Source organism: Sphingomonas sp. G-3-2-10 (assembly GCF_012927115.1).
In the GTDB taxonomy this organism is placed as follows: domain Bacteria; phylum Pseudomonadota; class Alphaproteobacteria; order Sphingomonadales; family Sphingomonadaceae; genus Sphingomonas.
Genome location: NZ_JABBFY010000001.1, coordinates 299,778 through 312,907, shown reverse-complemented (window position 1 = coordinate 312,907; position 13,130 = coordinate 299,778). Strand labels below are relative to the sequence as shown.

Annotated in this window: 10 protein-coding genes; 4 read left to right on the top strand and 6 right to left on the bottom strand. The window is 65.2% G+C overall.

All coding sequences use genetic code 11. The annotated features are described in order from the left end of the window. Nucleotides 1-3 precede the first annotated feature (3 nt). Nucleotides 4-666, top strand: a complete 663-nt coding sequence (locus HHL13_RS01565; RefSeq protein ID WP_169554025.1) for a hypothetical protein — start codon at nt 4-6, stop codon at nt 664-666. Here HHL13_RS01565 and HHL13_RS22800 read toward each other — a convergent pair. Together HHL13_RS22800 and HHL13_RS01555 are read right to left on the bottom strand one after the other, a co-directional pair. Further along, nucleotides 663-2,603: an acyltransferase family protein gene (locus tag HHL13_RS22800; RefSeq protein ID WP_169554024.1), complete on the bottom strand. Its 1,941-nt coding sequence runs from the start codon at nt 2,601-2,603 to the stop codon at nt 663-665. The genes HHL13_RS01565 and HHL13_RS22800 overlap by 4 nt on opposite strands. Then, complete coding sequence (locus HHL13_RS01555) at nt 2,600-3,718, bottom strand: glycosyltransferase (protein WP_169554023.1); 1,119 nt, start codon at nt 3,716-3,718, stop codon at nt 2,600-2,602. Before HHL13_RS01555 ends, HHL13_RS22800 begins: the two co-directional genes overlap by 4 nt. A gap of 248 nt (nt 3,719-3,966) precedes the next feature. Here HHL13_RS01555 and HHL13_RS01550 point away from each other — a divergent pair, with 248 nt between their 5' ends. After that, nucleotides 3,967-5,223, top strand: coding sequence for a glycosyltransferase (locus HHL13_RS01550; protein WP_169554022.1), 1,257 nt, complete (start codon nt 3,967-3,969; stop codon nt 5,221-5,223). Here HHL13_RS01550 and HHL13_RS01545 read toward each other — a convergent pair. The 4 genes from HHL13_RS01545 to HHL13_RS01530 all read right to left on the bottom strand — a co-directional run bounded on the left by HHL13_RS01545 (nt 5,196) and on the right by HHL13_RS01530 (nt 10,829). After that, the gene (locus tag HHL13_RS01545) at nt 5,196-6,281 is read right to left on the bottom strand and encodes an acyltransferase (protein ID WP_169554021.1); all 1,086 of its coding nucleotides are present in this window, start codon (nt 6,279-6,281) and stop codon (nt 5,196-5,198) included. The genes HHL13_RS01550 and HHL13_RS01545 overlap by 28 nt on opposite strands. A gap of 46 nt (nt 6,282-6,327) precedes the next feature. Next, complete coding sequence (locus tag HHL13_RS01540; protein ID WP_169554020.1) at nt 6,328-7,722, bottom strand: exopolysaccharide biosynthesis polyprenyl glycosylphosphotransferase; 1,395 nt, start codon at nt 7,720-7,722, stop codon at nt 6,328-6,330. A gap of 118 nt (nt 7,723-7,840) precedes the next feature. Beyond that, nucleotides 7,841-10,360: an O-antigen ligase family protein gene (locus HHL13_RS01535; RefSeq protein ID WP_169554019.1), complete on the bottom strand. Its 2,520-nt coding sequence runs from the start codon at nt 10,358-10,360 to the stop codon at nt 7,841-7,843. A gap of 211 nt (nt 10,361-10,571) precedes the next feature. Next, nucleotides 10,572-10,829 carry a hypothetical protein gene (locus tag HHL13_RS01530; RefSeq protein ID WP_169554018.1) on the bottom strand — a complete coding sequence of 86 codons (258 nt, stop codon included), beginning with the start codon at nt 10,827-10,829 and terminating at the stop codon, nt 10,572-10,574. 188 nt (nt 10,830-11,017) lie between these two features. On the opposite strand from HHL13_RS01530, the gene HHL13_RS01525 reads away from it, so the two are divergent. Together HHL13_RS01525 and HHL13_RS01520 are read left to right on the top strand one after the other, a co-directional pair. Continuing rightward, nucleotides 11,018-12,031 carry a M48 family metallopeptidase gene (locus HHL13_RS01525; RefSeq protein ID WP_169554017.1) on the top strand — a complete coding sequence of 338 codons (1,014 nt, stop codon included), beginning with the start codon at nt 11,018-11,020 and terminating at the stop codon, nt 12,029-12,031. A gap of 78 nt (nt 12,032-12,109) precedes the next feature. Beyond that, a complete protein-coding gene (locus HHL13_RS01520; RefSeq protein ID WP_169554016.1) occupies nt 12,110-13,111 on the top strand; it encodes an NAD-dependent epimerase in 1,002 nt (333 codons plus the stop codon). The last annotated feature ends 19 nt before the right edge of the window (nt 13,112-13,130 follow it).

Here is a 13,130-nt window from a genome sequence, read left to right as displayed (position 1 = left end):
CGAATGCGCGTTTCCGAAGCCGACGCCCTGCGCGAGATGCTACTGAGCCACGGCGACATCTCGCCTCTGCTCAATCTGGGTTCATCGACCCGGCATTTTCGCGAGGTTTCCCAACCGCATATTCAGAACAATCTATTCGCCCCGCTTGAAGAAGCAGGGGTCAAGATCTTTCACGCGGACCTCAAGGAAGGCGAAGGGATCGATCTTACCGGCAACATCCTTGATGCCGGTGTGGTGGAACAACTCGCGGCAATGAAGTTCAAGACTGTGCTGCTGTCGAACCTGCTCGAACATGTCACCGATCCGCAAGCAGTCGCCGATGCCTGTGAGCGGATCGTCGGTGCGGGCGGCCACATCCTCGTCACCGTTCCTAAGAGCTATCCATACCATCCTGATCCGATCGATACGCTCTACCGCCCCTCACCCCAGAAGCTTGCCAGCCTGTTTGGCAACAGCGAACTGACGAACAGCACGATCGTCGAAGATGCGACTTATGCTGAGGATCTGCGACGTCAGGGCATTAGACCGGGCAAGGAACTGGCGAGTCTCGCTTTACGCTGGCTAACCTTCTTTCGGAGAACGCGCGGACTCTTGTCGCGTACCCATCGCTGGCTTTGGTATTCGCGGCGCTACCAGACATCTGTTGCGCTGCTGACTGTCCGCTAAAGCAAGTCTCCAACGTGCAGCTTGCGTACCACCCAGGCAGCACCCGCTTTCGATAGATGGTCCTCGTCCGCCGACACTGGCTGATCACCGATCAGCTGCATACAATCCCGCCGGTTGCACAGCGCATCGCCTGGCCGCACGAGCATTAATCCCGGCCGCGCCGCTGCGACGGATTCGATCGCGCGATCCGATGGCGAGCCCGGCAACGTCAGCGGGCGATGATCGCAGCGGCGTCCCAGCCAGGGCATCCAGATCGAACGCGCAAGACAACTCGCCAGGGGCTGTTCGAATTCGGGTACGTCGCCGATCAGAATCACCCGCTTGCCGTTCGCGCGAAGCCGGTCGATTACTGCCAGCAGCGAGTTCCGGAACAATTCGGGCGCCGCCGGTGACGCCTGACCGACGGGCGCGAGCAATTGCTGCGCTTCGTCATGCGTCGCGGGAAAGTTCAAGCGCGCCCATCGCCCCGAGAGCACTACAGTGCGTATCTGCGGGTCTGTCGCGATCCGCTCAAGCACCATCGCGTTGAAAGCCGCGCAATCCGGATCCTCTCGTTCGCCTCGCGTGAAGCGGACATCGACCAACGGCATACAGCTCGCACGCCCTGCGAGGCGCACCGACATTTGCCGCAGTTCCGCCACCGTCTGCAGTGCATCGAGAAATTGCAACGCGTGCGAATCTCCCCACAGAACAACGGTGGCACGGCCGGGAACATTGTCCAGGCAGTCGCCAATCGTCGGCTTGCTACCCGGTTGGGCAAAGCAATGCGGGAGTGGCGCACCCGGAATCGGTGCCGCAGCGGCAACGGTGATGGCTTGGGCCGGAAGCCGCGCCGGAAGCCCGGAGAGCAGCAAGAGGCTGATCCCGCACGCGATCGTGATTGATGCACCACCGGCAATCAGCGACTTGCGCGGCGAATGCCCCGCGCCACGCGAGCGCCTAAATGGCCTCTCGACATAGCGCCACGAAAGCCACGCCATTCCGCACGAAACCGCGAGACACATGATTGCCACACCCGTCCTCAGTTCGGGGCCGTACAAGAACCGCGCATAGACGATCACTGGCCAGTGCCAGAGGTAGAGCGAATAGGAGATCAACCCGATTCCGCGCAGCGGACCGAGCGCGAGCATGCGGCCGATCAGAGTCCCCTCCCCGGCAAAGATGATCGCCGCGGACCCCACGACCGGCAACAAGGCGGCGGCGCCAGGAAATGGCATTGCCTCTTTATAACCGAAGATCGCGACGAGGATCATGCCAAGCCCGACGAGCGCAATCGCATTGCGTCCGGCCGCGGGGCGCCACGCGATCAACGCGACCAGCCCCCCCGCAAACAACTCCCAGGCACGGGTGGGGAGCATGTAGAAGGTCGCGCTCTGTGCGCGGTCGAGCAATGCGATGCTGAGTACCAGAGACATCAACGCGCCCGCGACCATCGCGGCCACCACGAAGCGGGGAAGCCAGCGGTGGATGAGATACAGCGCAACAGGGAAGAAGATATAATATTGCTCCTCCACTGCCAGGGACCAGGTGTGGAGCAGCGGCTTGGTGCTCGCCGCTGCATCGAAATAGCCGCTCTGAAGGTAGAAGAAGATGTTCGACGAGAAGAGTGCGGTCGCGATACTGCTCTGGCCCAACTCCGCTAGCTCGCGCGGCAACAGGATGAACAATCCCGCGATCAGCGTCACCGCCAGCATGAAGAACAACGCCGGCAGTATCCGCCGGATGCGTCGATCGTAGAATCCAGCGAGCGTGTAGGTCCCCTCCTGCACTTCGCGATACAGGATCGACGTGATCAGATAGCCGGAGATCACGAAGAACACGTCGACGCCGATGAACCCGCCGGAAAAGACCATGAAGTCGGCGTGGAAGAGAAGCACCGGCAATACCGCCAGCGCACGAAGGCCGTCGATATCAGGGCGGTACTTCGTCCCGCTCACCGCCCCGCCTCGGCAATCGCCTCCAACAGCTTGCGGATTTCCTCATGCACCACGGCGCTGGCATATTCGCGCACCACCCGTTCGCGCCCGGCCTTCGCCATCCGCTCGCGAAGCGCCGGATCGTTCAGGATCGCAATGCTCGCCTCGGCCATGCCGGCCGCGTCGCCCGAGGGCACCAGCGTCCCGCTCACGTCGTTCGCGACTGCTTCGCGGACGCCCGAAACGTCGAATGCGACCGACGGGATCTCCATCGCTGCCGCTTCAAGCAGGACATTGCCGAACCCCTCGAAATAGGATGGGAAGACGAACAAGTCGCCCAGCGCGTAGGCAGTGCGCGGGTCGCTGCGATACCCCAGCCAATGCACCTGATCGCCCTTGCCGAAATAGTTGAGCGTCTCGGGCTTCACCGGGTCGCGATCATCCTCGGGACCGACCAGCACCAGATGCGCGCCCGGAATACGCTCCTTCACCCGCGAATGGACTTCGGGAAGCAGGTCCACGCCCTTCTCGCCGATGATCCTGCCGACGAACAGCAGCACGGGCGCATCGGCCGGAATACCCAGTTCCGCGCGCAGCACGGCGGCACCTTTGGCCTCGGCACCCGGTGCGAAGCGATCGACGTTGATGCCGTTGCTCGAGCCGCTGCCGATGAAATGCAGCTTCTCGCGCTTGCAGACGCCGTCGCCGACAAGCTGGTCGCCCAGTTCGCGGCTGATCGGCACAACCTTTTTCGAAAGCGCGGCGATCACCTTGTCGACGCCGATATAGAGCCGCTGCTTCATGCCGCTCATCAGCTCATAGACCCGCCGGCGATAGACGAACACGACCGGTCCATTGCGCGTCAGCGCCGCGGCGATCGAGCCGAGCAGGCTGGCCTTGGGCGTCGAGACATGGATCACGTCGTATTTGCGCGACGAGAGCAGCTTGGCGAAGGAGGCCAGCCCACCGATGTCCTTAATCGGCGAAAGCTCACGCTCGATCGTCAGTTGATGGATCACCGGATCGCCGAAATCCGCGGGATTGAAGCCCGACAGGTCCCCCCCACCGATCGCGATCTCGATCTCCCAGCCGTGCCGCTCGAGATACGGGAACAGGCCGCGATACAGGGTCGCCATCGTGAACGCCGTGGTGCAGGCGAAGAGTATCCTGCGTCGCCCTGCAGACATCCGAACCCAGCTCCCCGCAACTACGCCCCCTGCGAAGGAGGCCCCGGCCGTTTCATCGCCTCCAGATGCCCTTGCCGCACCGCAACACACAAGCGCTTTTTGCGTTGCGGAAGAATGTCCCGGCGCGATATTCCGGTACGGTAACGGGCAAGCGCCCGGTTACGGTCGCCCTCCTGTCGCCAAAGGCCGCTTCCCGAATGCAGACGCGACCACCGGCGCCCCTTCCACCGACCCTCCACCACGTCGTCATCGTCAACGATCGCGCCGTACCCAAGGGCGGCGCCTCGGCAGTCGCGCTCCAGTCCGCGGCCGCGCTCTCACGCGCGGGGGTCGCGGTGACGCTGTTCGCCGGCGGCACGGCGATTTGGGATGAGCTCACCGCCGCCGGCGTGCAGGTCGAACTGGTCGAGACCGACGAGATCGGCGACGAGAGCGTGCGCGGCAAGGCTGCATTCCGCGCCTTGTGGAACCGCGATGCCGAACGACGCCTCGCGACGCTGCTCGCTCGCCTCCCCCGCCCAGGCACGATCGTGCACATCCACAGCTGGAGCAAGGGCCTCTCCCCCAGCGTCTTCGCCGCCGCGCACAAGGCCGGGGTTCCCATCGTCGCGACGCTGCACGATTATGGCTTCGTCTGCCCCAATGCCGGGCTGCACGATTTCCCCACCGGCAGGCCGTGCGAGCTACGGCCCATGACCTCCGCCTGCCTGATGCGGAACTGCGATTCCCGCAGCCGCCTCCACAAGATCTGGCGGATCGCGCGCCAGCTGTCGCTCGAGCAGGTCGCCCGCGCGCCGCGCATCGTCGACCGGCTGGTTTCGGTGACGGATTATGCCGCCGGCATCTATCGCCCGTTGCTGCCCACGGGCAGTCCGTTGACCGTGCTGGCCAATCCGATCGACGTGACCGATGCCGGGCCTGCAAATCCCGCCGCCAATGCCGACATCCTCTTCATCGGCCGTCTCTCGCGCGAAAAGGGTACGCTGATCCTTGCCGAAGCCGCCGCGTCACAGGGCCTTGCGCCGGTGTTCGTGGGCGAAGGCGAGCTTGCCGGCGAAGTGCTGGCACGCTGCCCGCAGGCGACCGTAACCGGCTGGCTCGATCGCGCGGGTGTGACGGCCCGGCTGCGCAACGCCCGCGCCGTGGTCCTCCCGGCGACCTGGCGCGAAACGCAGGGCATGGTCGTGCCCGAAGCCCTGGCCAATGGCGTGCCGGTCGTGGTCAGCTCGGGCACCGCCCCCGCCAGCGCCGTCCGCGATGGCGAGACCGGGCTGATCTTCGCGAATGGCGATGCCGACGATCTCGCCCGCAAGCTCGCCATGCTGGCCGATGACGATCTGGTCCGCCGAATGGGACACGCCGGCTATGACGGCTATTGGTCCGCGCCGACCGATATGGAGCGGCACCTGAGCGGACTGCTGTCGATTTACGGCGAAGTGCTCGCGTCGCGCTGACCGCGAGTAAGCAGCCGTCGCGCCACGCGGATCATCGGCGTTTCGACATAGAGATGCACGAGCACCGCCCCTAGGACCGCCGCCGTACCCGCCACGATCAGGAAGCCAAGCGAGGACTGGATTCCGATCTTCTGCCACACGATGCCCATCGCCTTGAGCGAGAAGAGATGGGACAGATACAGGGCGTAGGAGGCCCCGCCGCCGACGATCAGCCAGCGCCGAAGGCGGCTGTCCGGCAATTCCGGCCCGAGTATCACGCCGGCGGCGATCATCAGCGAAGGAACACCCGCCCATAGCCAGCGCGTTCCGAACGAGAAATCTTGCAGCTCGGCATAGCCGCCCAGCACCACACCGGCGGCGATCAGCCCGATCCGCGCCAGCGCACCCAGCCGGATGCCCCGACCGAAGAGCGCCGCGAGCCCGATTCCGAACAGGAATTCGATGATGATCGGCTGCGTCCAGAAGACGAACGGCCCGAGCCCAAGCCCGAAGACTCTCCCCAGCAGGATCGCCAGGGCAAAGATGCCGCCGATCAGCGCCAGTCCCGCGGTCCTGCGAAAGCAAAGCCCGATCGCGAAGACCGCGTAGAAGAACATCTCGAAATTGAGCGTCCAGCCCGGCCCCAGCGGCGGGAGCAGTTGCCCGTCAGGGCGCGGCCACGGGATGAACAGATAGGACAGGCCGACATGCGCCGGATCGAGCGCGGCGTTGTTCACCCGCCCGGGCAGGGCCAGCGCCGCAGCCACCATCAGCGACGTGAACAGCCAGTACATCGGCACAACACGGATGATCCGGCGAACGATGAAATCCTTCGCGGAAGCCGTGCTGCCGAAGCTGTTGCCGCTGACGTGCAGCATGATGAAGCCGCTGATTACGAAGAAGATATCGACACCCGATCGCCACAGCACCGGCACCGGCGAATGCAGCGCTCCGGTATGGACATAGCCGCGCTCGAACGCGTGAAGCAGATGTTCGACCAGCACCAGGAATGCCGCCACGAAGCGCAATATCTCGACATTCGCCAATGTCGCGCGAGGCCGCGCACCCTCGATCGTCATGCCGCCCCATCCCGGCGGCCCTCACCGGCCTGCATCGGCACCGCGATCAGAACGCATTCTTGTGCAGCAGCACCCGGAAGGTCATCGCGATGATCATCATGTCCTTCCACAGCGACCAGCGCTCGAGATATTCGAGGTCCGACTGCAACCGGTTGGTCAGGTCGTGCTCTTCCTCGGTGTTGCCGCGATAGCCGCGCACCTGGGCAAGCCCCGTCAGCCCCGGCTTCGCGGCATGGCGATGCCAGTAGCGCCCGTCGACTTCCCAATAGAGCTTGTCCGCCGCCCGCGCGCCCAGCGCGTGCGGGCGCGGGCCGACGATGCTCATCTCGCCCTTCAGCACGTTGATCAGCTGCGGCAGCTCGTCGATGCTCGTCTTGCGCAGCCACTTGCCCACCCGCGTCACCCGCGGGTCGACGCCCCGCGCAGTCAGCGTATCGCCGCTGTGATCGGTCAGGTCGGTCCGCATCGAGCGGAACTTGTACATCCGGAACAGCTCGTTCGCGCGGCCGATGCGGATCTGGACGAAGAACACCGGACCGCGGCTCTCCAGCTTGATCAGCAATGCCGAGATCAGGATGACCGGCAGGATCAGGACCAGAGAGACGCCTGCCACGCCGATATCGAAGGCGCGCTTCAGGATGCGGCTCGGCAGGTTCAGCGGCCCGCGCGACACCACCAAAGTGGGCGTGCCCGCGAAACGCGCTACGGTCATCGGCTTGATCGAATGAAGCTCGGGCGCGAGAATCTCGGCCTGCACGTTCGATCCCTTCAGCGCATGCGCCCAGGCCAGGCGATGCTCGGGCGCGCAACCCACCACGACGCGATCCGCGGTGCGCAGCGCCCGCGCCAGCCGGTCGTACATCTGGGGATCGTGCGCTTCGGGATCGAAGCTCGAGGCGGGCAGGATCGCCGAATATTCCTCGGGCGAGACGCTGACCGTGCCATCGCTGATCAGCACGATCATGAACGGGCTTTCGCCCAGCATCGACCGCGCATGTTTGGCGAAGAAATAGCGTCCCGAGGCCAGCGTGATCGCGCTGCCGATAAAGCCGATCGCGAAGATCACGCGCGAGATGTCGGCGCTGGCCTTGAGGTAGAAAGCGATGAAGATCACAGCCGCCGTCGCGACGACGAGCGACTGAAGGCTACGTGTCACGCCCAGTGGCGCGCTGGCGATGGCCTCGGTCGAATAGGAACGCGAACCGAACGCGCTCAGCACATAGATCGGGATCAGCGCGAGGGCGATCGTGATCGCCTCGCCCACGCCCACCGGATAGACGAACGATGCGAACAACAGGCTGGCGAAGATGGCGATGACATCGAGCGCGACGAGGCTGGCATGAAGCCGGATGCGAACCGCCCTGCGCGACAGGCGGCGCTTCCCGGCTGCGATGAGCGCGGGATCGTCATCGGCAATGGGTATGCCAAACTCGGCGTTCATTGCTCCCCCTGCCCGCCCGACTCGCTCACATGAACGTTCATTCTATAGCTGCTTGTTTCAGCAACAAGACACTCATTCCGCAGCGCAGCAAAGTCCGTCCCGAAAATCCAACTGCTGATCACTGGACGACAACATGATCGAACCATGCCTCCACCGGCGAACTGCTCACACCGGCGCGCGAATATAGCTCGACATACATGGCGGGGCAGTTGGCGGGAACGGCGAAATCCTGAACCGAGGTCCGCTTCTGCCCGCTCGTCTCCCGACGCACCGGCCCCAGCTTCAGCTCGGTGCCGTTGATGCACAGGATACGCCAGCGGAACTGATCGGGCGCCCCACCCTCGCTGTCGACCACGTCATAGCGCAGCTGGCGCGCGCCTGCGGGGAGCAGGATCAACTGTCGCGCCAGCCGGACATTGGGTGCGCTCGCCTGCACGAACATCGCATCCTCGCCCACCAGCAGCGGCGCGGCGCCCAGCGCGGCATTGCCGCCGCTTCCTGCATCGAACTGCCACTCGAACGGGTAACGCGGCTGCTGGTCCTCAGCCAGCGGATCCTGGGTGAAATCGCCATCGAAGATTCCGCCCGCCACAGTTTCCGCGCCCGGACCGCGCGTCGCCAGCCACAACCGCCGGGCTGCGCCCAACTGCCCGCGCTTGATCAGATGCTCGACGAACGGCGCCACTTCGCTGCGCCGCGCCCCGCCCTCATGCTGGATCAGCGCTTCGATCAGCAGCAGGTGCCCCGCTTCGGATTCCGGTGCGATCGCCTTCATGTCGCCGAAGAATTCGCGCCGCCACAAGGGCTCGTCGGCCAGACGCGCGGCCAGCTCGGGTCGTGCCTCGGCAGTCCGCGCCATATCGTGCACCAGCCGCAGCATCTCGTCGAACAGCTGGCGGCTGCGCAACAGCGCGTCGATCCGCTGCGAAGCGGTGACGAAATTCCGCTCGGACAGCGCCGCGCGGATCAGCCACACCTGGGTGATCTCGTCGCGCCAGCTCAGCGACCCCGCGCTCAGCAGCAATTGCCCGCCCAGCTGGGTCTGCCCGGACAGCGTGACGACGATCCCCAGCACCCGCAGCGCGCGAACGTCGCGCGGCGTGATCGCGAGCGACGCGCGCGCATAGCGTTCGGCCGAACGAACATCGTCGCGGCCCAGCGCCTGCTCGGCCGCGATCGACAGCGCCTCGGCCGAGTTCGGCCGGATCCGGAGCGCCGTCTTCGCGTCGCCCGCCTCGATCGCCGATGCCGTCAGGCCATAGAGGACAGTGACATAGCCAAGCCCGGCCGCCGCGATCACGACCGCGCCGCGACGCACCCAGCGCAGCGCGCCGCTCGCCGCCGCCGGCTGCTCGCCCCGCGCCGGCGGATCGATCAGCAGCGCGCAGCACAGGCCGAACACCACGCTCAGCAACGGCGTGCGCAGCGGATAATCCACCATCGAATGGAGCAGCAGCAGACCGCTGCAGCTCAGGCCCGCATAGGCAAGCCAGCCCTCCACGCCCGTCGTGGGCCGCCGGATGACCCGCCACACGAGCACGCCCATGAACGCGATCAGCAGGAGCGCGCCGGGCACGCCCATCTCCAGCATCAGCTCGAGATAATCGTTATGCGCATGGTTGAGGTAGCGCTGCGACAGCGTGTCGAGCGTCTCGACGGAGCGATAAACCCCGTCGAAGCTTCCCGCCCCGGTTCCGGTCCAGCCGAAATGTTCGATCGCGTAAACGACGTTGGGCCAGAAATGGAAACGTCCGTCATCGGTGTTCGAGAAATCGGCAAAAGCGCGCGCGAAGATCGGATTGAACGCGACCAGCAGCCCCAGGGCCACTACCAGCCCGATCCCGCCGATCGCCAGCGTGCGGACATGTCCCGCCAGCCGCTCGCGCAGGACGATCGCGACCAGCCCCAGCCCCATAAGCGCGATGCCGGATCGCGATCCGCAGGCAACGACGCCCGCTGCAAAGACCACCATCAGGCCGTAGAGCCACATCGATCGATCGAACCGCCGGCGCGCCATTGCATCGCGGATCGGGGGGGCGAACATCCCGGCCAGTACGAAGCCGATCACCAGCAGGTCGGCCTGATGATTGGTGTTGGCGAACACCCCGATAGGCAGTCCGGTATGGGCGTTGGTGTAAAGGGTGATCGTCCCGGCCTGCGCGCCGAAACTCGCCTGCAGCACGCCGAACACCAGGCTGGCCAGCGCCAGAGCGATCGTGGCCCAGACCAGCACCAGCCGCTGCGATGCGCTCATCCGCATCACCGCCACCGCCATCGCCACGCCTGGCAGCACCGCCAGCGCGGCGAGCACCGTCAGTTCGGGATCGACCGACAAGGGCCGCGGCCCGACCGGTGCGCCGATCAGCGCGAGCACGCTCGCCGAAAGGTCACGCCCGGCGAGCGAAGACCATAGCCCGGCGGGCAGCGGCACCAGTTGCGCGACGAACAACAGGCCCAGCAGGCCGATCAGGATCAGCGGCACTCGTGCGGACGGGGAAAATGGTCGGCCGATCCAGCCTGCGGCGGCAAGCCCCAGCACCACGACCGCCACCAGCCCGACCGCAAGATCGCGCAGCGGCTGTCCGGCTGCGGCGCCCCCGAACAGGAAGGCCGCGATCAACAGGAGCAGAGGAAGCAATACCGTCGGACGGAAGAGGGCCGAGACCGTCGGCAAGGCTCCGGCAGGCGCAGCCGCAGCCGGCTGATTCACTTCGCTCTCGCTCACATCGCCCCCTTCAAGTCGCTGGAGTCATGCTACGCAAGTGGCCGGATAACCAGCACAAATTACAAAAAGGGCCGCGCTTGAGGTACAAGCGCGGCCCTTTTGAAAACCGTCTCGCGGACCGGGCTTACGGGCTTTCGGTAAGCGCCTGGTGCAGAGCGAAGCCTGCGGTGCCGAGGCCGAGCAGGATCAGCAGCCATGCGGTCGGAGTAAGTTCGTTCGCATCTTCGAGCTGGGCGCCCTGGCGGCCCTGCACCGGTGCGGTCTTCGCAACCGAACTGGCCGAGACGAGGGAGTCCGAAGGACGGACAGCAGCACCGGCTGCCGAAGCGGAAATCAGTGCAATCGCGCCCATTGCGGCGACGCTGCTACGTACAATCCCCATATTGTCTACTCCCTCTACAACTCTAATCCGCAGCCTGAGTCATTCCATATTGGCCGGTTCTGGTCAACCTAAACACGCCAATCGTTAAAAAGTTTTTGCATTGCGGCAAAAATGTCGCGGCGGTGCAGAGACATGCCTGTCGCCATTGGACGCTTGCCGCCCCTCCATACAGCGCCTAATCCGTCGCGATGCGAGCCAAAATCCAGCGCCGGGCTCTGATTTTAGCGGCGATTCTTTTCGCAACCGCACTCGATTCGTCTCCGGCATCGGCCGATCCCGAGGGACTTCGCGCCCAGCAACGCTTCGATCAGCTTCTTACCGGAATTGGTTACCGGCTCGCGATGGGCGGCGGCGACCTGTGCGCGCGCCAGGTCCCGCTTGCCGGCTTCACGCTCCATGACCTGTCGCAATATGCCCGCGCCGAGCAGGACGATGCCCGTACCGCGTTCGGCTTCACCGATGCGCCGCAGATCCTCGCCGTCGCTCCCGCCAGCCCCGCCGCGACGGCCGGGCTGCGCGCCGACGATGCGGTGCTGACCATCGACGGCGCGCCCCTGCCCGCCGCCAAACCCGGCGCGCGCAAATCTTATGACCGCATGGCCGCACTGCTCGTCCAGCTCGAACGCGCTGCTGCGGACCAGACGATCGATCTCGGCATCCGGCGCGGCTCCCAGACCCTGACGCTGCGCATCCCGGCTCCGTCCGGCTGCGCCAGCCATTTCCAGACGGTGGTCAGCACAAGCATCGGCTCGCGCGCGGACGGCACCTATGTCGAGATCAGCACCGGCATGATGACCTTCGCGGGCAGCGAGGAACAGATCGCAACGGTCATCGCGCATGAAATGGCGCACAACATCCTGCGCCACCGCGAGCGCCTCGACGCGATGGGCATCCGTCGCGGGATGCTGGGCCAGTTCGGCCGCAGCGCGCGGCTGGTGCGGCAGACCGAGATCGAGGCCGACCGGCTCAGCGTCTATCTGATGGATCGCGCCGGTTACGATCCGCGCGCGATCGTCACTTTCTGGGAGCGCCACCGCAAGGCCAATCCGCTCGGCTTCCTCGACGCACCGACCCATCCCGATCCCGGCGACCGGATCGAGATCGTCAATGGCGAGATCGCCCGCATCGCCGCGATGAAGGCCGCCGGCCAGTCGCCGCGCCCCGAATTCATGGCCGGGAACAGCCTGCCCGAACTCCGCTGAGGTTGACCCTTCGCAATCGCAGCATGTAGTCGGGACCTCGCGGGAAGCGGCCGCAGGCGCCGCGATGAGGGGTTATTCATGCGCTTTCTGATCACCGGCACCGCCGGCTTCATCGGCTTCCACCTCGCGAAGCGCCTGCTCGCCGACGGCCATCAGGTCACCGGCTTCGATGGCGTGACCGACTATTACGATGTCCGCCTCAAGGAAGCCCGCATCGCCTCGCTGTCGGAGAGCCAGAACTTCCGGTTCGTGAAGGGGATGCTGGAGGATGCCTCCGCGCTCGATCGCGCCGCGGACCTCGCCGAACCCGACATCATCGTCCATCTCGCCGCACAGGCGGGCGTGCGCTATTCGATCGAAGCGCCGCGCACCTATGTCGACAGCAATCTCGTCGGCTCGTTCAACGTGCTCGAACTCGCGCGCCGCATCCAGCCGAAGCATCTGATGCTCGCCTCCACTTCGTCGGTCTATGGCGCGAACGAGGACATGCCCTTCGGCGAGAACCAGCGGACCGACACCCAGATGAGCCTCTACGCCGCCACCAAGAAGAGTATGGAGGGAATGGCCCACAGCTATTCGCACCTGTTCGGTGTGCCGACCACGGCGTTCCGCTTCTTCACCGTCTATGGCCCCTATGGCCGGCCCGATATGGCGCTGTTCAAGTTCGTCTCGGCCACGCTCAAGGGCGAGCCGATCGACGTCTATGGCCACGGCAAGATGGCGCGCGACTTCACTTATGTCTCCGATCTGGTCGAAGCGATCACCCGCCTCGCCGATGTCGTGCCGAACGAGAGCAACCGCGTGGCGGGCATCGACAGCCTCTCGCCCGTTGCCCCCTATCGCGTGGTCAACATCGCGGGCGGCCAGCCGACGCCGCTGATGGAATTCATCGAGACGATGGAGGAAGCGCTGGGCATCAAGGCGCGGCTCAACATGATGGAGATGCAGGCCGGCGACGTGCCCGCCACCTCCGCCGATCCGTCGCTGCTCAAGGCGCTCACCGGCTACATCCCGGGCACGACGGTGCGCGAGGGCGTGTTCGCCTTCGTCAAATGGTATCGCGCGCATTACGGCAAATAAGCGGTCCGATAGACTGTCT

What these genes read in the sequence shown, in the direction of transcription:
- HHL13_RS01555 (WP_169554023.1), bottom strand. Translation starts at nt 3,718, where the DNA reads ATGGCGACCCTGTATCGCGGCCTGTTCCCGTATCTCGAGCGGCACGGC.
- HHL13_RS01565 (WP_169554025.1), top strand. Translation starts at nt 4, where the DNA reads ATGCGCGTTTCCGAAGCCGACGCCCTGCGCGAGATGCTACTGAGCCAC.
- HHL13_RS01530 (WP_169554018.1), bottom strand. Translation starts at nt 10,829, where the DNA reads ATGGGGATTGTACGTAGCAGCGTCGCCGCAATGGGCGCGATTGCACTG.
- HHL13_RS01520 (WP_169554016.1), top strand. Translation starts at nt 12,110, where the DNA reads ATGCGCTTTCTGATCACCGGCACCGCCGGCTTCATCGGCTTCCACCTC.
- HHL13_RS01545 (WP_169554021.1), bottom strand. Translation starts at nt 6,281, where the DNA reads ATGACGATCGAGGGTGCGCGGCCTCGCGCGACATTGGCGAATGTCGAG.
- HHL13_RS01540 (WP_169554020.1), bottom strand. Translation starts at nt 7,722, where the DNA reads ATGAACGCCGAGTTTGGCATACCCATTGCCGATGACGATCCCGCGCTC.
- HHL13_RS01525 (WP_169554017.1), top strand. Translation starts at nt 11,018, where the DNA reads ATGCGAGCCAAAATCCAGCGCCGGGCTCTGATTTTAGCGGCGATTCTT.
- HHL13_RS01550 (WP_169554022.1), top strand. Translation starts at nt 3,967, where the DNA reads ATGCAGACGCGACCACCGGCGCCCCTTCCACCGACCCTCCACCACGTC.